We start from the raw sequence: 25,830 nt of genomic DNA on the forward strand, positions 1-25,830 counted from the left end.
TTGATTCTGATATTAGAAAGTAACATTGATACCGAAGTTGTAAGTAGCCGATAACGGGTACACATTCGCGTCAATTCCAGCTTGCGTCGGCTTGTTCTCATTTGCTCTCACTTCCGGCGACAATCCCTTGTACTTGAAGAAGTTCAAAGCATTCTGCGCATTTGCATAGATTCTCAGCTTGCGGATTTTCAGCTTTTCGTTAAACGACTGTGGCAGTGTGTAACCAAGCTGCGCATTCCTTACTCTGAAATAGCTGCCGCTCTGTACGTAGAATGTACTTGGAGAGTAGTTAACACCACCGCCAATGTTAGCCGAAGGATAGGTGTTTGAGGTACCTTCGCCATGCCAGCGGTTGTCAAAGAAATCCTTTGTGAAGTTCTCGTTACCATAGCGCCAGCCCAGGTTTGCATTGTAAACATCAACTCCGGAAACGCCCTGGAAATCGAGCATCAGATCTATGTTCTTGTAATTCCAGTTGGTATTGATCCCATAAGTAAACTTTGGATTCGGGTTGCCGATTACTTGTCTGTCAAGACCTGTAATAGCACCGTCAGGCGTACCCGAAGTACCACTTATATCACGGTACCGGAAGTCACCTGGCTTGGCAGTTGGCTGTGCCGACTTGGCGATTTCATCCTGATTCTGAAAAATTCCATCCACGACGTAGCCGTAGAAAGAACCGATTGGGTCACCAACGCGGGTACGGGTTGCAAGAGCGCCGCTGGTAAGTCCAACACCACCGTCATAGATCGGGTTGGCACCACTGGTTACTGCAAGTACCTTATTCTCATTGAAGCCGCCATTAACACCGATGCTGTAAGAAAGGTCTTTACCGATTTCATCTCTCCAGTTCAAAGCAAATTCAAAGCCTTTGTTCTGGAAATCAGCTTGGTTACCAACAATACGACCTGATTGTGTACCAATGGAAGCCAGTACTGGGATGTCGAAAATGGCTCTTTCAGTTTTCTTGATATAATAATCAAGTTCAACTGTCAGCCGCGATTTCAGGAAAGCTGCTTCCAGACCAACGTCAGTACCCACACCGCGTTCCCAGTAAGTAGTAGGAGGGATGATGGTGTTAATGCTCGCGCCGGTATTGATAAGATTGTTTCCGAAAATCGCCGCCAGATTCCCGCCAGTCGCTACCGTCAGTGTAGACAAGTTCGAAGGCACTGACGCATTTCCTATTTTACCCCAGCTTCCTCTCACTTTCAGGTTGTCAAAGAAGTTTTGGTTTTTCATAAAAGCCTCATTGCTGATCACCCAGCCCGCTCCGACAGAAGGGAAATAACCCCAGGCATTTCCACCCTGATAGAACTTGGAAGAACCGTCAGCACGAAGGGAAGCATTGATCAGGTAGCGATCGCCAAAGGAGTAATTTACCCTAGCAAAATAAGACGCATATGTTCCCAGATCACCTTCATCCAGTACGTTGCGGCCTTCGGTATTACCAAGCGACAGGTACAAATCACCTTCGCTGCTATATGGAACATTCAATGCAGTTGCAGTCAGCTTGTAAGACTGATCACGCTGGGCTGACTGGCCTAAAAGGGCAGTGAAGCTATGCTGTCCAAACTCTTTGGTATAAGTCAATGTGTTTTCAAAGATCCAGTAGCGTGCCTGCGGACGGGTAAAGCTTAGCAAGCTGGTCGTGTTGCGCTGCTTGAAAGTTGCAGCATACTCGGGGTTGTAAAAGCGTGTTTCATCCTGCGAGTACCGACCACCCAAGATTGTTTTGAACGTCAGGCCTTTCATAGGAGTGAACTCTGCGTAGGCATTACCGGTCAACAAAGTCCTTTTCGTGTTCTGGTTGTAGTAGTCAATGGTAACCTGTGGGTTGAAGTTGTTGGCATCTCCGAGATTGAAGTCATTTGGATCGCCATAAGAACCATCTTGTTTATACACAGGCACAATGGGAGCCGCAGTGTACAGTTGTCTGAAAATTCCACCTGCTTCGTCTTTCGATTTGCTGAAAGAGCCTGTGGCAGTATAACCTACTTTCAAGCTCTTCAACACTTGAAAATCATTTTGGAGACGGGCTGTATAGCGTTTGAAGTTGTTTTTCTGAACAACACCATCCTGATCCAGGTACCCAAGTGAGAAGTTATAGCTCGATTTTTCTCCTCCGCCGCTGATTGAAAGCTGGTGATTGGTGACCTTCGCCGTTCTCAAAATCTGATCGTACCAATCAGTACCTTCGCCAAACTGGTTTGGGTCAAGAATGTTCTCCTTCCCATTGATATTGCTCAGCTCATTGACCATCGTAGCGTACTCTTTCCCATTCGCCATTTTGATCTGGTTAGTTACTTTTTGGAAGCCTACGAAGCCGTTGTAGTCCACAACTGCTTTCCCGGACTTACCTTTTTTCGTCGTAATCAGAACAACTCCATTGGCAGCGCGAACACCGTAAATGGATTGACTTGACGCATCTTTCAGGATGTTCATGCTTTCGATATCCCCGGAGTTCAGGAAGCTGATATCGTCAAACCAGACACCATCAACTACGTAAAGCGGGTTAGCACTTCCGTAAGCGGTACCCACACCCCTGATTCTGATCTGAGGAGCTTCCCCAGGCTTTCCTGAGTTGTTGATCTGCACACCAGCCACCTTTCCCTGTAAGCCACTCACCGCATTCATCGAAGGTTGCCGGGATATGTCTTCACCTTTGATCTGAACGACAGAGCCCGTCACATCTAGCTTGCGCTGGCTACCATAACCCACAACAACAACTTCATTCAACGCTCTCGCATCTTCCTGAAGTCCGACGTTGATGACAGTTTGCGTACCCACCGTAACTTCCTGTGCTGTCATCCCGATCATCGAGAATACCAGCACTGCCTGGCCAGAAGGGACCCTGATTGCAAAATTACCTTCGGCATCAGTTGGTACGCCCGTTGTAGTACCCTTTATAAGCACGCTTGCTCCCGGAAGTGGCGAAGCGTCTGCTGCGGATGTTACTTTTCCTGTCACATCTATTTCCTGGGCGAAGGATGAAGTCCCGGTCGCCAGGAAAACAAGCATGTACAGTAACCGTACAGTAGTTTTCATTTGGTATCAATAAAGTTGATTGAACTATTAAAGGAATTAATTGACTTCAAATTTAAATCCGAAGTGAGAGGGAAATCAAGAAATGAACTACATCACCACTACATCACTGGGAATAATGCAAGGTTTGTTAAGATTAAACAGGCTTTGTAGTAGATAAGTCCTATTGTATCAAACATCCATCATAAACTGGACGAGATTGTCATCGTTGCCCAAACCCAGCTTTTTGCGGAGGCGATAGCGCTTTATTTCCACACCCCGGATGGAAATCCCAAGTACGGGCGCCATTTCTTTGGTGGATAAATTCATGCGCAAACAGGCGGCAAGTCTGAGCTCGGATGGAGAGATGGTGGGGGAGAGCTGACGAAGCCGCTTGAAGAACTGTTCGTGTACCTCATCAAAGTTTTGCTCGAAAAGCTCCCAGTCATCTTTGCCGGCTACATTGCGCTCGATGCTGTGCAGTAACTTTTGATAATGGATGTTAGGCAGTTGGTGGCCGAGTTCGGCTTTCACCTGTTTGAGTTCATTACTGATCTCCTCCAGGATCTCATTCTTCCGCACCACGTTGATAGCGACATTGCTGAGTTGCTGACTTTTACTCTGAATTTCACTTTGCAGCTTCTCATTCTGGATCTGCATGATTTGCCTTTCACTGGAAAGTCGCTGCTGCCGGAGTTTCTCTTCCTGTTCCTCAATCAGCCTTTTACGGTGACGGGCCAGGCGCTTTTCCTGGTAAAAGATCAATCCAAACAGGGCTGTTACGATCAAAATGGTAAAAAGGCTCCTTGCGAACAGCGTTTCGCGCCAGAGCGGCTGAACACTGAAATGGTAGGAAGTAACCAGATCGTTGAGGTTGCTCCGAACTTCGAAAACATAATCTTCCGATTCGAGATTGGTGAATTCGACAAAGTTTTGATCTGTCCATTCCGACCATTGATCCGTCAACCCTTTCAAACGATACCTGTACTGAATGTTACGGCCATATTCGGGTACGGAATACGAGATTCGAATCGCGCGCACATCCCTGGGCAGAGTCGGATTATTGGTCACTGCATAAGTTTCAGACAGGTTGCGCAGGTTGGCAACTTTGCGGATCATGGGCGCGGAATCAGTATTACCGGCGTCAGTATCGGAAGATCTGTCGTATAGCGCATAGCCATTATCCAGGCATAAAAAGTAATGGTTTTTTGTCACCGGGATAATCGTTTCGCTATTCCGCACCAGTTTCAAAGACAAATCGCGGGGTCTGTTGCCGGGCGAATAGAACGTGACCCTATTCATAAAAACTTTAAACCAGTCGTCGCCAATACCGGTACGTACTTTAAATGCTTCTTCTTCGGGCATGAAGTCGGTACTCGTTTTCAAACTTTGCTGCCCCTCGGGTTCCAGGAATGTATTGGCAGACCGGATATGTATTTTCTTCCGCCAATTGAACAGCTCGACTGAAAACTCGCTGGATATGTCGGCCGGTGAACGGAACTCCTGCCATTTTAATGCAGAGTCCAGGCGGGGTGTGAGCTGGCTCAGGAAAAGACCTTTATAAGCATGTGCTAGCCAGAAAAAACCGTTTTTATCCTCAGCAATCTGCCGGATGGGCGTAGGAGGTACCCCTTTCACGGGATATGCGTACGTCCATTGGTTCTGTGCGTTTTTCTTGTAAGTGTGCAGTCCATTGTACGCGCCTTGTAGCAGCAATGTGTCATTTCCGCTTTTGATCGGTAACATAATCCAGCCACCGGTAATATTGGACACCTTCCTGATCCCATTCTCTTCAATGCTATACGTAGCATCATTATGTCCGCAGAGCAGCTGATCGTCGAACACTTTCAGCATCCACGTCTGTCCTTCCAATCCGGGAACTGCCCGGAAAGGCTCGGACGAAAGCCATTTTTTTACAAAAACACCTTTGTTTGAACCAACGTAAAGTTTGCCCCGCCAGATAGCCGCCGCGTAAGTGGAGCCGAGCGGATTGTCGTTTGTTTGATAGGAAATAACGGGCGACGACATTGCTACAAGGCTGATTCCCTGGTCCATTCCAATCCAAAGCTTCTTGTGGCGATCCTCAGAGAGCGCGATAACGGTATTGTTTTGCAAGCCCGTTGTCTTGTTAAAACGATACTTTACCTCTCCGTTTTTCGACAACACATAAACACCGTTCTGAATTGTACCGAGTACAAGGCTGCTGTCCCGTGAGAGTATGATCGCTTTGTTAATGATATTCTGCTTCAACTCCTCCGAAACCGGGATCTGCCAGGGAGTTAGTACACCATTTTGCCAGATAAAAAGCCCGTTTTTGGTAGTTGTGATCAGGATGCGCTTGCCCGGAAGCGGAAGCATGGAGGAGATTATAGAGGTCGCAAGTGACTCGGTACCCGGCAGCCGCGAGAAGACCGCGCCTTTCAGCTCATAAATTCCCTTGTCGATAACCGGTACCAGTACGCGATTATGTACATAGCGAAGGAACATGAAATTCCCATCCGCCTGCATTTCGGTCAGGTTTTGCCCGTCGTACCGGTAGATTTTCGCAAATGACTGGAAGTAGATGTACTCGGGAGTTTTGAGAATATGCCAGATCTCTTCGGTTTTAAGACTTTTGAAATTGGCTTTTTTACTAAGCGAATGATATTTCAATTGTCCGTCAGCCGAGCGCAGCCAGTAGCCAAATTCAGAGAAGCCGCCGACGTAAATGCGTTGCTCCTGCACGGGGGGCCGCTTAGTCTTGCCCGCAAGTGGCGGTACAATGGTAACCTGGTCGCAAAGTACGGTGCGTACGATCTGTCCGTCGGGTAGCGGATACAGCTTCCACGAAGCCCCGTCGTACTCCATCAAACCGTCTGAGTTAGCGGAATATATGATCCCATCAGAGCTTTGGCTGATCGCCCAATTTTGATTGTGGGCCTTGTATTCTGACGAATAATAGTTGACCAAAGGCGGTGTTTCCTGGGCAAAAACCTGGGAGAAGATGCAGAAAAAAACAAGTATAGCACTACCCGAACGTGCCTTATGATTCAGGCTTGCAAAAACATTCATGTCAATAAATGAAAAAAATACTTTCTATTTTCTTGCTTACCGGCTCAGTTTCAATGGCGCAGGTAAAACCCACAGACGACAATACCAGGACTGACATTCGGTACAATCTTAACGAATCAGGATCACATTATGTAAAAGTAACTTTCACGAATCAGGCATGGTTCCGTTTCAATGAAAGTAACCCCGGGACTACGGTACTCGGAGACCCCAAGTCCAGCACATTCGACATCGGCCTCCGCAGGACGCGCCTGCAATTGTTTGGGCAGATCACAGACCGGATCTTCTTTTATACCCAGTTTGGAATGAACAATTTCAATAAGGTAAGTGCTTTCCCTGCCTATAATACCGCCGGAAGTCCCAGCAACAGGAAAGTCGCCGCATTTTTTCATGACGCATTGGGCGAGTATGAAGTCCAGCGGAAAGGAACGGCCTTCATTCGGTTTGGCGGCGGATTGACCATTGTTAACGGCTTTTCCCGTTTCTCTCAGCCGGGTATTGGTTCTATTATGACCACGGATGTGCCTGTTTTTGCGCAGGCTACCGTGGACCAGACCGACCAGTTTGCCAGAAAGCTCGCTGTTTACAGCCGGGGTCAGATCGGGAAAGTGAATTATCGGGTAAGTGTTGCAGATCCTTTTCCGGTTGAAACAAATGGTTCGGCGCAGGCCGCGATTAGTCAGAATGCAGTCTTTTCCCAGCGTCACCATCATAAGCAGTTTGAAGGATTGTTGATCTACAACATCTTTGACACGGACGATAACACGACCCCGGGTTACCTGGCTGGTACTTATCTCGGAAAACGCCGGGTGCTGAACATTGAAGCCGGTATCAACTCCCGAAAAAATGCCACGTGGAGGCGGGAGGGGGCCGATACCTTGTACAACAATATGACTTTGTGGTCTGTGGCAGCTTACCTGGATATGCCGCTTGATAATGCAAAGGGTACCGCGGTATCCGCCTATTTAGGGTACTTCAATACAGATTATGGCAGAGGGTACCTGCGTTACAATGGGATTATGAACCCTGCTACCGGCACCACCCAGCCCATTGCGGGCGTAGGTGGTACTCAGGGGAATGCTTACCCGATGTTCGGTACGGGAAGTGTGATCTATGCGCAGGCAGGTTACAAATTCAAAGATGGACTACTCGGCAGTCAGGGAACATTAATGCCTTATGCCTCGCTGCAATATGCCGATTATGACCGTCTTCTTAACGGAATGAATGTTTTCAATGTGGGTTTAAACTGGCTGATCAAAGGACACACTGGTAAAATGTCGCTTAACTACGAAAACAGGCCTGTTTACCGCAACAGCAATGTAGTCAATGAGCTGGAAGCAAACGGCCGCCGCGGCGCTGTGACTTTGCAATACCAGATTTCCATTTAATCAAAAATTGAAATTCACCCTTGCAAAGATGTACCGCCCGTTAAAACCCATTTGCTGAACGCGGCGCGAGTATACAAAGCGGCCGAGGCTCACATTACCTGAATGCGTGTGTTTATCCTGATACACATCAAACACATTGTTAGCGCCTACGGAAAGGTTGATCCCTTTTACAATGTTGAAATTCACTGCCAGATCCGTGACGAGTTTTGCGCCAAAGGTTTGATCCAGCGTTTCTTTCTGGCCTGTCAATACGTTGACGGGCCAGGAGTCGGGTTTTGCGGGATCTATTGTCGGATCAAGATAAGTCACTTCTCCGAAGCGCACGCCGCGTAACATAAGCCCGAGCTTGCCGACATTATAGTTGATCGTCAGGCTCTGCTTGTTCTTAGGGCTTGCGATCTCAAACCTGCTCTGATCTTCCCGGTTGAAGTAGGTATTTACCTGTTTTGTCTGGACCAGGATATCCGATGCGTGAATAATGGGTTTTCCGTCTGCGCCTTTTTTTACTTCATTTTGAATGAAAGTACCTGCCAGTACCGCTCTGAAAGATTGATTGCCCGAAAATTTGGAAGAATAGGAGAGTACCCCCTCGATTCCCCTCGACCGTGTATTTACCGCATTGGAAAAGAAATTGGCAGTAGTTGCATTTGCCTCTGCAAGCTGAGCCTTCAAATCTGCATTGCCGCCGTCGTTGAAATTATTGGTAAGCACAATGCGATTGTTAATGTCAATCTGGTAAGCGTCCATAGTGAGTTCCAATGCATTCGCTAGCTGAATGGTTGTTCCTACGGTAAAGCTTTGCGAGGTTTCCTGTTTCAGCTTTGGAATGCCAAGGATAGCTGCGGGCCGGCTGTCGTTTGTAAATGTCCCGCTTTCCTGCGCTACCTGCTGTCCATTCTGAGTGACGAAAAGCGTGTTGGTTTTGGCATAAAAACGCTGTTGCAAAGAGGGCGCCCGGAATCCTGTGCTCGCCGATGCGCGCAATGCAATTCCATCGGTGATTTTGTAGCGGGTGGCGAATTTGTAGTTCAGTGTATTACCGAAATCCGAATAGTGCTCGAAGCGCAATGCAGCACTCAGCACCCATTTTTTTGTCAAATCCTGTTCAAGGTCCATATATCCGGCCACACTGTTCCGGGAGTGAGATCCTGCATTTTGAGGGAAGAACCCGGAAAACACCTGTGCGCCGGCTGCTACGCCTGCTGCCACGTCATAGTTTTTATAAGAAGCTTCTTCTCCCGCAGTTATGGTGTATTTATCAGTCCGCTGCTCGGCGCCGACTGCCACATTGAGGCCGGAGAGAACCTCGAATTTTCTGTTCAGGTCCAGGTTGATCGTATTCTGGGAAAATCCATTTCCTCCCGCATTGAACTCCTGCTGGATCATCGTTGCAGTGTTGATCTGCGTGTAGTTGACAGAATTGGAAATGGTATAATCGAAGTTGTTTTTGCCAAATGTATTACTCAGGTCAAACCGCCATTGACCCAACTTTCCGCGAAGACCAGCCGCAGCAGAAATATCGGTTACATTGCTGTTTATCTCAGGCAAAAATCCATTCGGATACAATGCAAATACTCCTGTTCTCACCGCAGCTGGAATTGAATTGGGATACCGGTAAAAACCTGCGGCATTGCCTTTCTTGTTATTGTAGCCTCCAAATGCATAAAAATCAACGTTCGACGAAATCAGCATGCTCGCATTCACAACCACTCCGCCGCCCTGCACTTTTGAATTCCCGATCCGCATATCGAAATTGTCTCTCGTCAGGCCTTTTTGTTTAAGTAGCTGCTCGTCCATAACAGCGCCGTCTACCGACGGGAAGATCTGGCCGGTATAAGTGCCCGCCCGGTTGGTTGCCCCGCGATTGACATATTCTCCTGTAATATTCAGAAATCCTTTTTCGCCGATCTTCAATCCATAGTTTAGCCCAATCTGCGCAGTACCTCCGTCTGATACATTCACGGATCCGTTTTTTCCATTATTCAATACATAGTTTTTATCATACTTGGTCATATTCTGACCATAGGAAACATTCCCGCTCAATCCTGTTTTTGATTTTAATATAATGTTGATAACTCCTGCAATTGCATCGGAACCATACTGGGCAGCTGCTCCGTCACGGAGAATTTCAATTTTGTCCACAGCAGTCGCAGGAATGGCATTGAGGTCGGTGCCGACTGTTCCGCGGTTGACAGTACCATTTACATTGACCAGCGAAGATTGGTGCCTGCGCTTTCCATTTACCAAAACGAGCACCTGATCAGGTCCGAGGCCGCGCAGCTGGGCGGGATCAATGTGATCGGAACCGTCAGAGATTGTCTGCCGGGAAGACTGAAACGATGGAGCAACGTAAGTCAGGATCTGGTTGATATCAACCTGTCCCACATTGTTGGTGATCTGGGATACCGGGATAATATCGACCGGAACAGGCGAGTCAATGCGCGAGCGGCCGCCGCTCCGGGATCCCGTGACTACTATCTCGCTTAATACTTCCGATGATTCTGCAAGTGTGATATTGATTAAAAAAGGCGCATTGCCCTGCAAAGTAGCGGGTATTGTTTTAGTCGTGTACCCGACAAAGGAAACGATTAGATTGTAGGTTCCGGGCCCGGCGGCAAGCGTGAACTTGCCTTCTGCATCTGTGATGGTTCCCTGGTTGGTACCCTGCAGCAGAACCGACACGCCGGGAAGCGTGGAGCCACTTTTTTCATCGGTAACCTTTCCGGTGATGGTTTGTGAGAATGCGCATAATGCATTCATAAACATGAACATAGCTAATAGTATTGTTTTCATAAAAGTGTGTTAAAAGAATAAATAGATTAATTGTTAAAAACGAAAAAGCCGGCTTGGAGATCCAGCCGGCTTGCTTATTACAATTTAGGAATTTTAGAGACTTAGCGCTCCATTCATAGAACGAACGGCTTCTGCTGACTTTTCAAACGCAGCTTTTTCAGCGTCACTCAGGCGAAGGTTGATGATTTTTTCCCAGCCATTTCTGCCCAAAACAACAGGCACGCCCATACAGATATCTTTCTGTCCGTACTCTCCGTTCAGGTACACGCTGCATGGTACAATGCGTTTCTGATTACGCACGATACTTTCAACCAGAAGCATAGTGGCCGCACCGGGCGCATACCAGGCCGAGGTACCAATCAGTTTGGTAAGCGTAGCGCCTCCCACCATCGTGTCAGCCGCAACTTTTTCAAGCTGCTCGGAAGAGAGGAACCGGCTCACAGGAATTCCATTGTAGGTAGCCAGTCGCGTCAAAGGGATCATGGTAGTATCCCCGTGACCGCCGATTACCATTCCGTGTATATCAAGCGGCGATACGTCCATTGCCATCGCCAGGTATGTTTTGAAACGCGCACTGTCCAGCGCACCGCCCATTCCGATCAGGCGCTTCTTGGGAATGCCCGATTCTTTCAGAGCCAGGTAAGTCATCGTGTCCATCGGATTGGATACAACGATGATGATTGCTTTGGGTGAATATTTGAGAATATTTTCAGTAACTCCTTTTACAATGCCGGCATTAATTCCGATCAGTTCTTCCCTGGTCATGCCGGGTTTGCGGGGCAGGCCGGAAGTGATCACCACTACATCAGATCCTTTTGTTTTTTCATAATCATTCGTGGAGCCGATTGGTTTTGTATTGAAGCCGAGCAATGCGGCAGTTTGATAAATATCAAGCGATTTACCCTCACTCACGCCCTCTTTGATGTCGAGTAGAACGACCTCCTCTGCCAGCTCACGACGAATAATATTATCGGCAGTAGTTGCACCAACGGCGCCCGCGCCTACAACAGTGATCTTCATAGGGAAATATGGTTTATTGAATAGAAACTAATGCTTTTTGAATTTTTCCTAAAAGTAGGATACATAATTTGTTAATACCAAGGGGAATGTAATTTTTTGGATGAAAAGTAACCAGAGTGATCTAAAATGCAATTTTTTACGTATTTAGATAGTTATATTGGCATTCAGAACCACTTTTTCCTGCCATTATACCATGAATAACAAGTCCATGATCACACAAATATTACAGTCGATTTTTTTCAGGAATGCGAAGGGCAAAGCAGGCCGGTATGCCAGGAATTCGGGTAAGCTTTTTGAACTGGCAAAGGATGTAATGAGCAAGCTGCAGCGCGTGGGAGTGCGCGAGAATATGGCTGAGTTTACGCTCAGTGTTCAGACGCTGATCCGGATGGTGCGTGCTTATGCTTCGGGTGAATACAGAAGTCTGCCCTGGAAAAGTCTGCTTTCGATCGTTGCCGTACTGATTTACTTCGTGTCGCCCATCGATCTGATACCTGATTTTTTGCCCTTTGTAGGTGTAACCGATGACGTGGCTTTGGTGGTCTGGCTGGTGAAAACTTTGGGTGATGATGTGCGGAAATTCGGCGAGTGGGAGAAGCGGGGAAAATCAATTAACATAGGATAAAACAGAACCTTTTAGTAGTTTCTGTAGAAAAGAATTTTTATTTTTGTAAACAATATAAAAGAAACAGATATGGAATCAGCAACCGTTTTGGCATTTATGGGATTGGGTGGACAGGAGATATTTTTTGTTGCCTTGTTCGTTTTACTCTTCTTCGGTGCGAAGAAAATTCCTGAGTTGATGCGCGGTTTGGGGCAAGGTATCAATGAATTCAAAAACGCTACTAAAGACGTTAAGGAAAATATTGAAAAAAGCATGGAAGACCCCAAATAACGCTTCCATCTTATCGAAGAAGGTATAACCAGAGCCTTTAAGCTAATCCCTTAATGGCTCTGATTATTTATTTACAACCCCACAAATAATTTACATTGAAAGAGTATCTGACGCTAGCCGAAATTCAGGAAGATTTGCGTACAGGAGGTCTGACCTGCGTCAAGTTAGTTGAGCATTACTTACACAATATAGCGTCCAGCTCCCACCTCAATGCTTTCGTTGAAGTATATGCCGACGAAGCACGGGAACAAGCCGCCGCCGTTGATCGCAAGTTTGCGGACGGTACTGCAGGCAGGCTTGCAGGAATGGTGATCGGACTGAAAGACGTACTTTCCTACAAAGGCCACGCATTACAGGCAGCCAGCCAGATTCTTGATTCTTATATCGCGCCATTCACAGCCACTGCTGTTCAGCGGTTGCTCGATGAAGACGCGATCATCATCGGCCGGCAGAACTGCGATGAATTTGCGATGGGATCTTCCAACGAAAATTCATCTTTCGGACCGGTGCTGAATGCTGCAGATACAACCAAAGTCCCAGGAGGTTCTTCCGGTGGCTCGGCAGTGGCGGTACAGGCAGGTTTGTGTCACGCTTCGCTGGGTAGCGATACCGGCGGATCAGTTCGGCAGCCCGCTGCATTCTGCGGCGTTGTGGGAGTCAAACCTTCTTACGGACGGATTTCCAGGTATGGACTGATTGCCTATGCATCTTCTTTCGATTGCATTGGCCCCATTACCAAAAGCGTCTCCGATGCTGCATTGCTGCTGGAAATTATGGCTGGTACGGACGATTTCGACAGTACGGTTTCAACCCAGTCAGTACCTCAATATTCCTCTCAGCTGACATTTACGGAAAAAGCAAGGATCGGTTATCTTCGTGATTCTGTTGAAAATGAGGCTATTTCTTTGGATATTCGCCAGCACACAATGGATTTGCTCAACCGGCTCAGGGCGGAAGGTCACGAGGTAGTGCCTGTGGAGATGAAGTTGCTTGATTCGCTGCTGCCTACTTATTATATCCTGACAACCGCTGAGGCAAGTTCTAATTTGTCGCGTTTTGACGGTGTACGCTATGGTTACAGAAGTGCCGCCTCGGTGGATCTGGAATCCATGTACAAAAAGAGCAGGACAGAAGCATTTGGAGCAGAGGTTCGCAGGCGGATTTTGCTGGGTACTTTTGTTTTGAGCGCAAATTACTACGACGCATACTATACCAAAGCGCAACGCGTTAGAAGATTGGTGCGGGAGGAAACGAACCGGTTCTTCGACCAGTTTGACTTTCTGATTTCACCTGTCACACCTACCACTGCCTTTACAATTGGTGAAAAAACCGAAGATCCTTTACAAATGTATCTGGCGGATATTTTTACTGTGCAGGCAAATGTGGTTGGAAATCCGGCTATCGCAATTCCGAATGGAACAGACAGCGAGGGAATGCCGATTGGAATTCAGATAATGGCTCCTTATTTTGGTGAGGAAAAAATGTTGGCATTTGCCGACTACCTGACCAGGTTCAATCAGAAGGTTGCCGAAACACATCATACAGATCAGGAGGTCTAAAATTTTTGACCTTGCTTTATAAGCGGCATCTGTATTTTACCCAAAGTTCAAAGTAAATTATCGTGCCAGAATCGCAGGCGGTTACCCAAAAGTTATTCTGACGCAGGTTTTTTGTGTATAAAAAAGTAAATGTATTAGAGATTATTGCGATTCATCAGGACGATTTCCCGGAACAGGGAGTTTTGAAAACAGGATTTTCTATCTGTAAGTAGTTTAAAAACAGGTATCAGCCATCGAAAACCGTGAATTGATTAACCTTCAAAAAACATTTTATTAATGAGGCTTTCTAAAAAAGTATTGTGGCTCGGAGCCATGTGTGCAGGGTTCTGGAATGCGTCTGCAAATGCGGCAATTCCACAGGAGAAGTTAACATTCGAGCAAGATACGCTTAAAACCGAAGCTCAGGAGGAAGCAAGCCTGCTTCCCTACCTGCCCGAAGTTGAAGAGATAGGACCTAATCCCGCCGTTCCCCAGGATCTCCTGAAAGAGCGGTTTGCAAAACTAGAAAAGTCCATCCCACTTACTTACCACAAGTCCTCTCACGAGTTCGTAGAATATTTCATTTATAAGAAGGCGGATTTCACCCGGACGATGATGGCGCGCATGCCCTTGTTTTTTCCAATGTTTGAAAAAGCATTACAAAAGCACGGTCTGCCTACCGAATTGAAATACCTTTCCATGATAGAGTCGGGCCTGAATCCGACGATCATTTCACATGCGCGCGCAGGCGGACTGTGGCAGTTTATGCCTGCAACCGGCCGCGAGTTCGGTTTGTATCAGGACAAATACATTGATGAGCGATTTGAGCCGGTAAAAGCTACTGAGGCAGCTTGCCTTTATCTTAAACAGCTTTACAAAATCTTTGGCGACTGGGAACTTGCACTGGCTTCGTATAACACAGGGCCCGGCAATGTAAAACGTGCAATGCGCCGGTCGAGAGGTACTACTTTCTGGACGATCTACAATGTGCTTCCGAGAGAAACACGTTCCTATGTGCCGCAGTACGTGGCGATGAACTATATGATGAACTATGGTTACGACCACGGTATTTTCCCTCAGACTACCGAGTTCCAGATTCCGCATGATACCGTGCACATCAATGGTTACATTGATCTGGCTGCTTTTTGCGAGCAGAGCAGTATCAATATGGAAGATCTGAAAAAGCTGAACCCGCAGATTACCAAAACTTCACTTCCTGCACAAACGCGCGATTTCGTGCTCAAAGTACCAAGCCCACAGTACACTTACTTCGTCAGCAACCGTGATTCGATCATGAACTACTGTACGGGCAAGGTGTTGAATGGCGTGCTTGTTGCCAAAGCAGATAGCACCCGAACCGACTCGCTGGGTGTCAATAAAGCATTCCCTTACGCATTGGCCAGTCAGACTTCCGAGACTGACGAAGATGAGGATACAGGAGAAGAGCAGGTATTGGTCGAAAGAAATCGCACCAAAAAAACCAGCCACACAGTACGCCGCGGCGAAACTTTATCCACTATTTCGAGGAGATACCACGTGAGTGTTGCCGAGCTGAGAAAGTGGAACCGTATTCGCAGATCTTCTATCGCCAGAGGACAGCGGCTGGTGATTTACAAAACCGTAAAAGAAACTGCGCCAGCTCCGGTGAGAGTAGCGGCAGCAGCTCCAAAAGCAGACGAGCAGAAAACATATAACCAGGCAAGGCATACCAGGAAACGCTACCATACTGTTCAGAAAGGCGATACGCTGTGGATCATTTCACAACGCTACGGACTTGAAATCGGACAGCTGAAAAAGCGCAATAAAATACGCGGTAACTCTATCAAGCCTGGACAAAAACTGATCATTTCTGCCTAATGTTCAACAGTCCACAATGCACATACTATTTATATGATTGCCTACGTTAACGGAACAGTAGCGTACAAAGACCCGGCATATGCGATTATCGATGTGAACGGATTGGGCTACGAAGTTCGCATTTCCTTACAAACATATACCTCACTTCCCGAACCGGGCGAACGTTGCAAACTTGTAACGTTTTTGAGTATCAGGGAAGATGCACATGTGTTATATGGTTTCTGGGGAAGCGATGAGAAAAAACTCTTCCTGGATCTGATTACAATTTCAGGAATTGGTCCGTCGACGGCTCTTGTCATGCTTTCCTCTCTGTCTTCATCTGAAATAAGACAGGGAATAATCGATGAAGATCTTCGACTGATCCAGTCTATCAAAGGGATAGGATCAAAAACTGCTCAACGCGTTATTCTGGAATTAAGAGATAAAATACGCAAGGAAGAGCTGGTATCAACAGGTCAGAAATCATCAGACACATCTTCCGGAACTTTGCGAAATGAAGCCCTGGCGGCGCTGATTACCCTCGGGATACCGAAGGCAACAGCGGAGAAAAGCCTGGACGCCATTATCAAAAGGGAAGGGTCTGAAATCACAGTGGAAAACTTGATAAAACTAGCGCTTCGTTAACCTGAACCGCAATGCATGTTTGTAAAAACCTTTACGCAGATAAAATCGTCTTGATGGATTTGATTGTAATTACAACCTTCTCTAAATAAGTCTATTACTTTGTCATCAACGATTTACTCTTTTCTATTTAAAGTCTTAAGTATATCAGCCGGAGCGGCTTTGCTGGCCAATATCTCGGTTGATGCGGGTGAGCCATATTCACAATATCCACAGGAGTGGGTTGTGGAAGATACCATTCCCGATACGAACAGAAGAACAGTCGACAGGTCAGGAAACCAGCTGATCACACGCTGGAAGGATTACTATTCCAACCGGATCGCCGAGCCGCGTCCCCGCTCTCCTTTTTACCTCCGTGACCCGGCCAATATTTCTACCAACATCATGCTGGATAGTGCCGGTAAAATTGCCGTCACAGAGAAAGTCAAGACGCAATCCGGTGACCTGAATTTCCGTGCACCTGAACGCATGGATCTTGCTACTTACGACAAGATCCAGGAAGACCGGGCATTCAAGAGCTTGCTGCGCGAATATGCAGGCCGGCAGGATGGAAAGAGTGCAATGGGAGCAAGAGGTTTGTTGCCAAAGCTGGATATACCACCGGGACTTTCAAAGTTGCTGGGGGACGATTTTATCAACTTCAAGCCTACTGGATTTGTCTCGCTGGACCTGGGCTTAATGCACCAGTTTCTGGATAATCCCGCCATTCCGATCCGCCAGCGGCGCAATACCCAGTTTATCTTCAATGAGCAGATCAGTATCAACTTTGATGCGAGGCTGGGTGATCAGTTAGGCTTTCAAACCAACTTTGATACCAAGGCTAACTTCAACTTCGAGAATGCGATCAAGCTGAACTACAAAAATCCAGAGGAAAGCTTTATACGGAAAATTGAAGCTGGTAATATCAACTGGGCAATTAACAGTCAGCTGATCCCGGGTGTACAGAACCTGTTCGGTTTGAAGACAGATTTCCAGTTTGGCCGTTTGAGCGCTACGTTTGTAGCTTCTCAGCAAAAGTCAAGCAAGGAGCGGATTGTATTACGTGGCGGCGCTCAAAATCGTGACTTCGAACTCCGGGCCGATACTTACGATGAAAACCGCAACTTTTTCCTCTCGCAGTATTTCAGAAATATTTACGAAAGCTCCCTGCGGAACACACCTACGATCACGTCCGGAGTTACCGTTACCAGGATTGAAGTGTACGTAACAAACCGGACTACAACAACCGAATCCCTCAGAAATGTGGTCGGTTTCGCGGATCTGGGAGAACCTGCACCTTACAAATCTGCTAATCCAAGCCTTCAACCTATTCGTTCCAGCTCGCCGGCCGACAATGCGGCAAATGGTTTGTACAAGACGCTAACTGATAATGGAGCATTCCGGCAGGTTGATAACACCAACAGTTCCATTACTTCGCTGGGTTTAGAAAAAACGATCGATTACGAATTGCTCCGTGGTGCCAAAAGACTGGTGGCTGATCGTGACTATACATTCCACCCGCAGCTCGGTTATATATCCCTGACCAATGCGCTGAGAAACGATGAAGTACTTGCAGTTTCTTATGAATATACTTTGAATGGACGCGCATTCAAGGTAGGAGAGCTTACCGAAGATTACCAGGCCCGCCAGGACAATGAAGTGATTGCACTGAAATTACTGAAATCATCGACGATCAGGAATAACACCAAGCTACCGATGTGGGACCTGATGATGAAGAACATCTACTCGCTTGGTACAAGCCAGATTGACAAGCAGGGATTTCAGTTGCGTGTTATCTATAAGGATGATCAGACAGGTATTGACAACCCGAATTTGCAGGAAAGCAGCATTGCCAATGTTCCCCTGATCCGCCTCGCTGGTTTGGACAGGCTCAATCCTGTGAACGATCTTCAACCCGACGGTAATTTTGATTACGTGGAAGGCATTACGATTGATAGCAAGTCGGGGAGGATCATTTTCCCGGTGCTTGAACCGTTTGGTACCAATTTATCCCGCAAGTTCGGCGCGGGCGAGGATGCATTCAGGAATAAATACGTGTTCAGTGAGCTGTACCGAACTACAATGATAGACGCGCAGCAGGTAACCGAGCGTAATAAGTTCTTCCTCCGGGGATCCTACCAAACTAGCGGCGGCGCCGAAGTGCAGCTTCCATTTGGGGTACTTGAAACTTCTGTGACAGTAACCTCGGGCGGCGTGCCGCTTTCGCCGGGCTCGGATTACATTGTGGAAGCTCAGATCGGTCGTGTCCGCTTGCTCAATGGAAGTGTGCTTAACTCGGGACGCGAGATTGTTATTGAATACGAAAGGCCTGATATGTTCCAGAATCAGGTGCGTTCATTACTTGGTACCCGCCTCGACTATGTGGTGAACCGGGATATGAGCGTCGGTTTGACGGCGATCAAGTACCGTGAGCGTCCGGCAGGGTTCTTGTCGAGGGTAGCGATCGGGAATGAGCCTGTGAACAATACCATGCTCGGCTTTGATATCAAATTCAGAAAAGACGTTCCGTTTTTAACAAAGCTCCTGGATGCATTGCCGCTGATCCAGACCAAGGAAATGTCGAGCATTCAGTTCAAGGGTGAATTTGCGAAGTTGCTTCCCGGTGTTTCAAAAGATGTAAATAACCGTTCTCTTGTAGACGATTTTGAAGCGGCGCGTACGATTTATGATTTATCCCGCCAGCCTCAGAAATGGCGCCTCGCTTCTGTTCCTTCCAAATTCAGGGACGGGCTTGACGGCCGGACTTTGAATTATGCATACAAAAGGGCAAAGATCTCTGCCTATACAGTTGATAATATTTTCGGAGGAGCGCAGGGGCTCGGCGGAGGTTACCAGCCACCAGCCAATATCGAAGATGCCGACCGTAAGAATTTCTACGAGCGGCTGTTCCTGCCTAACGAGATTTTCCCAAACCGCCCTATTGCCGGATTGGTAACCTATCCGCAGCAGGTACTTGACATTGCTTACTACCCCAGTGAGCGTGGAATGTACAATTACAACACAGATCTTAACCCCGATGGCCGGTTGAAAACACCGCGTCAAAACTTCGGAGCGATCAGTAGGGCAATTACTTCCGATAATGATTTTGATAATGCAAACATTGAAAGCATTGAATTCTGGATGCTGGATCCATTTATCAATACACCCGAGGGGAAAGTAAGAGACGGATTTGAAGAGCAAAACAACACCACCGGAGGAAAGCTGGTATTCAACCTTGGGGATATTTCAGAGGATGTAATTCCGGACGAGCGTTACAATTTCGAAAACGGACTTCCCATTGTTCCAAAGCAGGTAGGTGTTAATGTAGATTCAACAGCCTGGGGATATGCTACAAAATCCCAGTACCTGATCAATGCATTCAGCAATGAAGACGGAGCAAGAGAGCGGCAGGATATTGGTCTTGACGGATTGTCGAATGAAGAAGAACGTGCATTCTTCCGCCAGTTTATAGACAGGCTGCCCGCCAACCTAACGCCGGCTGCCCGCGAGCGTATCCTGGCTGACCCTTCGGGCGATGATTTTAAATTCTTCCTCGGTTCGGACCTGGATAGCGCGGACGCGAAAGTGCTGGAACGTTACAAGAATTACCTGGGAATGGAAAACAACTCTCCCGAAAGCCTTGGAAGATCTGCTGACGTTACGCCGGCTTCGACGAACGTGCCTGATGGAGAAGATATGAATGTCGATAACACAATTAACGACAACGAATCTTACTACGAATATGAAATTGACCTGAAACCAAATCAGCTTGGAGTAGGTAACGGATACATTGTTGATAAAACAGAAACAAACGGCCAAAACTGGTATTTGTTCCGCGTACCTATCAAAGAGTTTTCGGGTGTGGTCGGAAATATGAACGGTTTCAAATCCATTCGTTTTATGCGGATGTACCTGACCGACTTCCAGCAACCTGTTGTACTCAGATTTGCACAGCTGCAAATGGTAGGTCAGCAATACCGGAAATACACTGCCAATCTTGATGCGCCTGGCTTGCAGGAGGTACCTGAACCTTATGATGCAAAGTTCACCGTGGGTACGGTAAGTATTGAAGAAAATAAAAACACGGCGACCGGAACTGGCTCGGATAAGTACCAATATGACATTCCTCCGGGCTGGCAGCGCGATCTAGACAATACCCAGCGTCCTCCACTACAGCTGAACGAACAGTCCATGAGCCTCTGCGTAACTGACCTGCGTGATGGTGATTCCCGTGCTGTTTTCAAGAATGTAAATCTGGATCTGTTGTTCCGCAAAAGGTTGCGTATGTACGTGCACATGCAGAATGAGCAGAATGAGAATGGAATGGTCGGAACGTTCATGCGTATCGGAACTGATTTGACCCAAAACTATTATGAGATCGACCTTTCGTCACTGACCGCTACATCGCCTGGTCCCAAGTCGAGAGAGGAGATCTGGCCGGAAGGTAACGAGATCAATATCGCATTGGCGGACCTGATCGAAGCGAAGGCGCAGCGGAACCGGCAAATTGATAAGAACCTGAGTGTACCCTACACGATTCAAACTGCGGACGGCCGTTACAAGCTCACTGTGGTAGGTAATCCCGATCTGAGCTCTGTGCGGGTAATGATGATCGGTATGCGTAATCCGAAATCCTCAGATCAGCGGCCAAAGAGTTTCTGTTTGTGGGTTGACGAAATGCATGTGGAAGGTTTTGATGACACCGGCGGTATGGCGGCAATTGCGCAGCTGGACGCGAAGCTCGCCGACTTTGCCACGCTCACTGCATCGGGCCGTCTGGAAACTTTCGGCTTCGGAAGTGTGCAGCAACGTATCGGGGAACGCTCGCGGAACCTTACTCAGGAATATGGATTTTCGTCAAATATCGCATTAGATAAGTTGCTTCCCGCGAGCTGGGGTTTCAGTATCCCGCTTTTCGTGAGTTACGATCGCAGAAATGTAAAGCCGCACTTCAACCCGCTTGACCCGGACACCCCGCTGAATACATCACTGGACAATCTGCTTACCGACGAAGCACGAGACGGCTACCGGCGCATGGTAGAAGAGAATGCGGTAAGGCGCGGGATTAACTTCTCGAATGTGCGGAAGATCAAAACGAAACCGGGTGCGAGAAACCATTTTTATGATTTTGAAAACTTCTCGTTCACTTACGCTTTCAGTGACGACAAGCGACGCAATGTATTGACGCAGGAATATAACCAGCGAATGTATAAAGGTGGAATTTCCTACGTGTACAGTAGCCAGCCAAAAGCATTTGAGCCATTTAAGAAGTGGACACCCAAGAACAGGTGGGGCGAACTGATCAAGGATTTCAATCTGACTTTGCTGCCGAATATGGTTGCGCTGAGAACGGATGTAGACCGGCGCTTTCTGAAAACACAGCTGCGTAATGCGGATCTTACTACCGACGGTATTCAGCCGCTTTATGAAAAATACTTCTGGTTTAACCGCTATTATGATTTCGGGTGGAACCTGACCAGGAATATGACGCTGACATACAGCTCGTCGGCCAACTCCATTATCGATGAGCCAATGGGCGACATCAATACTGCCGAGAAGAAAGATTCTTTGTGGACTAATTTCAAGAAGCTCGGAAGGATCAAGAATTTTGACCAAAAAATTGACCTGACATACCGGTTGCCGCTAGACAAAATACCGCTTACAGACTGGATGACGGCTGATTACAAGCATTCTGTTGCTTACCAGTACCAGGCGAATGCGCTCGGGCTGCGGGATACAACCGGATTGCCTTTTGGGGATATTATAAGAAACAGCAGAGAGCGCGGGGTTACCGGTAAGGTTGATTTTGTGTTGCTCTACAACAAGCTGCGCTATCTGAAATTTGCTAATACACCTTCGGCTGGCCGCAAGAATTTTGCGCGAAGCCCTGGTGATATCGAGGACATCGATATGCGTACAACCGATGTGCTGAAAAGTCTGACCCGCGCGCTGATGACTGTTCGAGGCATCAATGTGAGCTACTCGGTGCTGGAAACGACTGCACTGCCAGGCTACCTGCGTGCGCCTCAATACTTTGGAATTGACAATACCAATGCGCCCGGCCTGCCTTTCGTGCTTGGCCAGCAGGACAGAAATTTCCAGAAAAAGGCCGCTGAGAAGGGTTGGATTACCAGAAGTGACCAGCAGAATATGCCTTTCCAGCAGACTATTGCGAAGAACTTTTCTGCCAATACAACCCTGGAACCATTTAAAGATTTCAGGCTGATTATTGAAGCGCGCCTCACCCGGCAGGACGCATATCAGGAGTTTTACCGGCCTGATTCCAGCGGTGCATTTGCTTCACAAAGTCCGTTGCGGAACGGGCAGTTCAGTATGTCGTTTATGTCATTCCGGACTGCATTTGCGAAGATGCGGCGGGATAATTCGTCACCGGTTTTCGATAAATTCAGAGCATACCGGGCGATTATCCGCGACAGGCTGAACCAGGAAAACAGGAGCGGAGGTGAGTACAACGAAACTTCCCAGGATGTACTGATTTCGTCATTTTTCGCAGCTTATACCGGAAAAGACCCCAATACGTCCCGGACAAATCCATTCCTGAAATTCCCGATGCCAAACTGGGATTTCAGCTATAACGGACTATCTCAATTGCCTGCATTCAAGCGGCTTTTCAGCTCGTTTACATTGAAGCATAAGTATATGTCCAATTACAGTGTAGGTAACTTCACTTCTTCGCTGGATTATGAGGCTTTGTATGTGAACCTGGCTGTGACAGGTTACCCGTTATCTTCGCGACTTAACGATCTGGGGCAGTATATTCCGGTATTTGCGATGAGTACTATCACACTGTCGGAGAAATTCCAGCCGCTGGTGGGCGTGGAGGTACGTACGCAGAGCAGGATCACAGCGAGAATGGAATACAACAGAGACCGGACGATTGCATTGAACCTATCCAATTCACAGGTTGCCGAGCTGTTTAATCAGGATGTGACGGTGAATATTGGTTTTACCAAAAACAATGTGAAACTGCCTTTCAAACTGAACGGGGTTAAGAAGACTTTGAAGAATGATATGACCATGCAGCTTGGAATGACTTTCCGGGATACCAGGTCCATTCAGCGGAAATTTGACGGGGAGAATATTCCGATTGCCGGTAACATCAACTTCCAGCTGCGGCCCACTGTTAATTACATGGTTAACAATAGGCTGAGTGTGCAGTTTTACTTTGACCGCACATTCAATGACCCGCTCGTTTCCAACTCCTTTTACCGGGCCAGTACCTCGGGGGGTGTACAGTTGAAGTTCAATTTGGCTGAATAAATTTTTGATTTGGAAAATACACGCCACATCTTGTAATTTGCGGATCAGATTCATCCAAAACTTACCTAATAAATCATGAATTTCCCTTCAAATCTAAAGTACACAGAAGACCACGAGTGGATTCTAATAGAAGGCGATACAGCAACAATCGGAATCACGGATCATGCGCAGCACGAATTAGGCGATATTGTGTACGTGGATATTAATACTGTTGGGGATGCACTCGAAAAAGGGGAAGTTTTCGGTTCTGTTGAAGCCGTAAAAACAGTTTCCGATTTATTTATACCAGTTGCAGGAACAGTGCTAGAAGTAAATGAAGAACTTGACGGTGAACCTGAACTTGTGAACACAGATCCTTACGGACGTGGCTGGATGGTTAAGATCAGCCTTGCCGGTCCTGCCGACGGCGATGGGCTGTTATCCGCAGAAGACTACCAAAAATTTATAGGTGCCTGATAAAAGGTTAAAGCTCCAATCGGAGCTTTTTTTTTGAAACCGGATCAACAAATGCATCCGGCTACCAGATTTAGAATATGAAATTGCTAATCCGATCCGTCCGAATCATTGACAGTAAATCGCCGTTCAGCGGCCAGGTTAAAGACATTCTTATTGAAGACGGGAAAATAAAAGAAATAGGTCATAACCTCTCCGCCGGGGACGCGGCTATCAGGGACACGAAAGGGCTTTGCGTATCTGCCGGGTGGATAGATATGCGCGTGGCTGCACGTGACCCGGGGTTTGAACACAAGGAAGATTTGACAACCGTTCGCGCCGCGGCCGCTCATGGTGGTTTTACAGAAATTGTCCTCCTGCCGAATACCAATCCGGTAGTACATAGTAAAGATACACTGAACTATATCCGCCAGGCGGGTAGTGGCACTCTGGTTACGTTACGTCCGACTGCTTCTGTAACCAGGAAAGCAGAAGGTGTGGATTTCACGGAAATGATCGACCTGCATACTGCGGGGGCAATCGCATTTACCGACGGCGAGCATGCGGTTCAAAGTGCGGATCTGCTGCTGAAAACGATCCTGTACCTTCGTCCGCTCAATGCATTGCTGATGAACCGGCCCGAGGAGGCGCAGCTTTCATTGTACGGGCAAATACACGAAGGCATTACAAGTACTCTGACGGGCATGAAAGGAATACCTGCGCTGGCTGAGGAAATGATGCTCACGCGGGATCTCAAACTGCTTGAATATGCATTAGAAAAGAGCATGTACAGCAACTCAGATCCGGTACTGCACATTTCACTGATCTCTACTTCGGTGGCCGTGGACCTGATCCGCGACGCTAAAAAGCGGGGCCTGCCGATATCCTGTGACGTAGCTGCGCATCAGCTTGCATTCGAGGACTCGGACCTGCTGGGCTTTGATACCAACCTGAAAGTTAACCCGCCATTCCGTTCTGCGGATGACCGGGCTGCATTGAGACAGGGGCTGGCAGACGGAACGATCGATGCGATCGTTTCTGACCACAATCCGCACGACGAGGAGAGTAAGAACCTGGAATTTGATCACGCGGACTTCGGTATGACTGGTCTTGAAACAGCTTTCTCGCTGGCAATAATGCACAGCGGGTTGGGCCTGGAACAGATCATTGAGAAATTTACAAGTAAGCCAAGATCAATCCTGCGGCTTCCTGCGGCGGGAATTGTAGTAGGAGACCTGGCGAATCTCACATTCTTTGAGCCGGAAGCTGAATGGACATTTGATAAGAGCTACTCTAAATCTAAAAATACACCGTTTTTGGGGAAGACGCTGAAAGGCAAAGTAAGTGGGGTGATCAACAACGGTAAACAGGAGTGGTATTCATGAAGTCAATAATTGCCTATTTTAACAAACCTATTCTCAAACTTTCGCTGCTCTTCGGACTGGCATTGGGGATACTGGTTTTCGTATTTTTTATCGGGTTGTATCTGATGGGCATCGTTCCCCTGGGAAATAACAAGATCATGGATTTTGGGATCCACGTGATATTGATCGCGGGAGCCTGCTGGTACTATCGCAAAAAGGTGGGGAATGGATTTTTGCACCTCTGGGAAGCGCTCACGATCGGTTACGTGGTCAATACCATAGGCGCCCTGATTGCGGGCTGGCTGATCTACTTTTTTGTTACTTACATTGATCCCGCCGTTTTTACCAGTTACCTGGCCGAAATGAAGGCGCTGATGCTTGAAGGAAAAGCGGAGCTCGTGAAGAACATTGGGGAAGCCGAGTTTATGAAAATGTACAATGGAGTGGGTAGCATGGAGCGATCGGAGATTATCATGGATGAAGTAAGCAAGAAGACAGTAATGGGGATTATCCCTATTCTCGTCATATCATTGATATTGAGAAAGCAGGATTACGGCGTTTTTCATAATAAATCATAAACCTATCGACTT

14 protein-coding genes are annotated in these 25,830 nt (G+C 47.4%); 10 read left to right on the plus strand and 4 right to left on the minus strand.

The window, feature by feature from the left end:
- Window positions 1-12 precede the first annotated feature (12 nt).
- Both AC1XTG_RS06615 and AC1XTG_RS06620 read right to left on the minus strand, forming a co-directional pair.
- Complete coding sequence (locus tag AC1XTG_RS06615; protein ID WP_484841409.1) at window positions 13-3,048, minus strand: SusC/RagA family TonB-linked outer membrane protein; 3,036 nt, start codon at window positions 3,046-3,048, stop codon at window positions 13-15.
- A 168-nt stretch (window positions 3,049-3,216) separates the two neighbouring features.
- Window positions 3,217-6,075: a triple tyrosine motif-containing protein gene (locus AC1XTG_RS06620; RefSeq protein WP_484841410.1), complete on the minus strand. Its 2,859-nt coding sequence runs from the start codon at window positions 6,073-6,075 to the stop codon at window positions 3,217-3,219.
- An 8-nt stretch (window positions 6,076-6,083) separates the two neighbouring features.
- On the opposite strand from AC1XTG_RS06620, the gene AC1XTG_RS06625 reads away from it, so the two are divergent.
- A complete protein-coding gene (locus tag AC1XTG_RS06625) occupies window positions 6,084-7,460 on the plus strand; it encodes a hypothetical protein (RefSeq protein WP_484841411.1) in 1,377 nt (458 codons plus the stop codon).
- On the opposite strand, the gene AC1XTG_RS06630 is transcribed toward AC1XTG_RS06625, so the two are convergent.
- Window positions 7,461-10,253, minus strand: coding sequence for a TonB-dependent receptor (locus tag AC1XTG_RS06630; protein ID WP_484841412.1), 2,793 nt, complete (start codon window positions 10,251-10,253; stop codon window positions 7,461-7,463).
- Window positions 10,254-10,346: 93 nt separating this feature from the next.
- Window positions 10,347-11,273, minus strand: a complete 927-nt coding sequence (mdh, locus tag AC1XTG_RS06635; protein ID WP_056280308.1) for a malate dehydrogenase — start codon at window positions 11,271-11,273, stop codon at window positions 10,347-10,349.
- A gap of 208 nt (window positions 11,274-11,481) precedes the next feature.
- Between mdh and AC1XTG_RS06640 the strand changes: the two genes are divergently transcribed.
- The 9 genes from AC1XTG_RS06640 to AC1XTG_RS06680 all read left to right on the plus strand — a co-directional run bounded on the left by AC1XTG_RS06640 (window position 11,482) and on the right by AC1XTG_RS06680 (window position 25,818).
- The gene (locus AC1XTG_RS06640) at window positions 11,482-11,898 is read left to right on the plus strand and encodes a YkvA family protein (protein ID WP_056283210.1); all 417 of its coding nucleotides are present in this window, start codon (window positions 11,482-11,484) and stop codon (window positions 11,896-11,898) included.
- 69 nt (window positions 11,899-11,967) lie between these two features.
- Window positions 11,968-12,168 carry a Sec-independent protein translocase subunit TatA/TatB gene (locus tag AC1XTG_RS06645; protein ID WP_031528639.1) on the plus strand — a complete coding sequence of 67 codons (201 nt, stop codon included), beginning with the start codon at window positions 11,968-11,970 and terminating at the stop codon, window positions 12,166-12,168.
- A 95-nt stretch (window positions 12,169-12,263) separates the two neighbouring features.
- Window positions 12,264-13,727 (plus strand): Asp-tRNA(Asn)/Glu-tRNA(Gln) amidotransferase subunit GatA, encoded by a 1,464-nt coding sequence (gene gatA, locus AC1XTG_RS06650; protein ID WP_484841413.1) that lies wholly within the window; start codon window positions 12,264-12,266, stop codon window positions 13,725-13,727.
- 276 nt (window positions 13,728-14,003) lie between these two features.
- Window positions 14,004-15,563 (plus strand): lytic transglycosylase domain-containing protein, encoded by a 1,560-nt coding sequence (locus AC1XTG_RS06655; protein ID WP_229238547.1) that lies wholly within the window; start codon window positions 14,004-14,006, stop codon window positions 15,561-15,563.
- A 33-nt stretch (window positions 15,564-15,596) separates the two neighbouring features.
- On the plus strand, window positions 15,597-16,187 hold the full coding sequence (gene ruvA / locus AC1XTG_RS06660; RefSeq protein ID WP_056280315.1) for a Holliday junction branch migration protein RuvA: 591 nt from the start codon (window positions 15,597-15,599) through the stop codon (window positions 16,185-16,187).
- A 99-nt stretch (window positions 16,188-16,286) separates the two neighbouring features.
- Window positions 16,287-23,444, plus strand: a complete 7,158-nt coding sequence (gene sov / locus AC1XTG_RS06665) for a T9SS outer membrane translocon Sov/SprA (protein WP_484841414.1) — start codon at window positions 16,287-16,289, stop codon at window positions 23,442-23,444.
- Window positions 23,445-23,519: 75 nt separating this feature from the next.
- Window positions 23,520-23,900 carry a glycine cleavage system protein GcvH gene (gene gcvH / locus AC1XTG_RS06670; protein WP_056280320.1) on the plus strand — a complete coding sequence of 127 codons (381 nt, stop codon included), beginning with the start codon at window positions 23,520-23,522 and terminating at the stop codon, window positions 23,898-23,900.
- 77 nt (window positions 23,901-23,977) lie between these two features.
- Window positions 23,978-25,261, plus strand: a complete 1,284-nt coding sequence (locus AC1XTG_RS06675; protein WP_056280323.1) for a dihydroorotase — start codon at window positions 23,978-23,980, stop codon at window positions 25,259-25,261.
- Complete coding sequence (locus AC1XTG_RS06680; RefSeq protein ID WP_056280326.1) at window positions 25,258-25,818, plus strand: DUF4199 domain-containing protein; 561 nt, start codon at window positions 25,258-25,260, stop codon at window positions 25,816-25,818. The genes AC1XTG_RS06675 and AC1XTG_RS06680 overlap by 4 nt, the downstream gene beginning before the upstream one ends.
- The last annotated feature ends 12 nt before the right edge of the window (window positions 25,819-25,830 follow it).

Source organism: Dyadobacter sp. HNCC25DJ183, assembly GCF_056895175.1.

Coding starts and splice junctions, on each gene's coding strand:
- AC1XTG_RS06680 (WP_056280326.1), top strand. CDS start 25,258: ATGAAGTCAATAATTGCCTATTTTAACAAACCTATTCTCAAACTTTCG.
- AC1XTG_RS06630 (WP_484841412.1), bottom strand. CDS start 10,253: ATGAAAACAATACTATTAGCTATGTTCATGTTTATGAATGCATTATGC.
- mdh (WP_056280308.1), bottom strand. CDS start 11,273: ATGAAGATCACTGTTGTAGGCGCGGGCGCCGTTGGTGCAACTACTGCC.
- AC1XTG_RS06625 (WP_484841411.1), top strand. CDS start 6,084: ATGAAAAAAATACTTTCTATTTTCTTGCTTACCGGCTCAGTTTCAATG.
- gcvH (WP_056280320.1), top strand. CDS start 23,520: ATGAATTTCCCTTCAAATCTAAAGTACACAGAAGACCACGAGTGGATT.
- AC1XTG_RS06620 (WP_484841410.1), bottom strand. CDS start 6,075: ATGAATGTTTTTGCAAGCCTGAATCATAAGGCACGTTCGGGTAGTGCT.
- AC1XTG_RS06675 (WP_056280323.1), top strand. CDS start 23,978: ATGAAATTGCTAATCCGATCCGTCCGAATCATTGACAGTAAATCGCCG.
- AC1XTG_RS06645 (WP_031528639.1), top strand. CDS start 11,968: ATGGAATCAGCAACCGTTTTGGCATTTATGGGATTGGGTGGACAGGAG.
- AC1XTG_RS06615 (WP_484841409.1), bottom strand. CDS start 3,048: ATGAAAACTACTGTACGGTTACTGTACATGCTTGTTTTCCTGGCGACC.
- ruvA (WP_056280315.1), top strand. CDS start 15,597: ATGATTGCCTACGTTAACGGAACAGTAGCGTACAAAGACCCGGCATAT.
- AC1XTG_RS06640 (WP_056283210.1), top strand. CDS start 11,482: ATGATCACACAAATATTACAGTCGATTTTTTTCAGGAATGCGAAGGGC.
- AC1XTG_RS06655 (WP_229238547.1), top strand. CDS start 14,004: ATGAGGCTTTCTAAAAAAGTATTGTGGCTCGGAGCCATGTGTGCAGGG.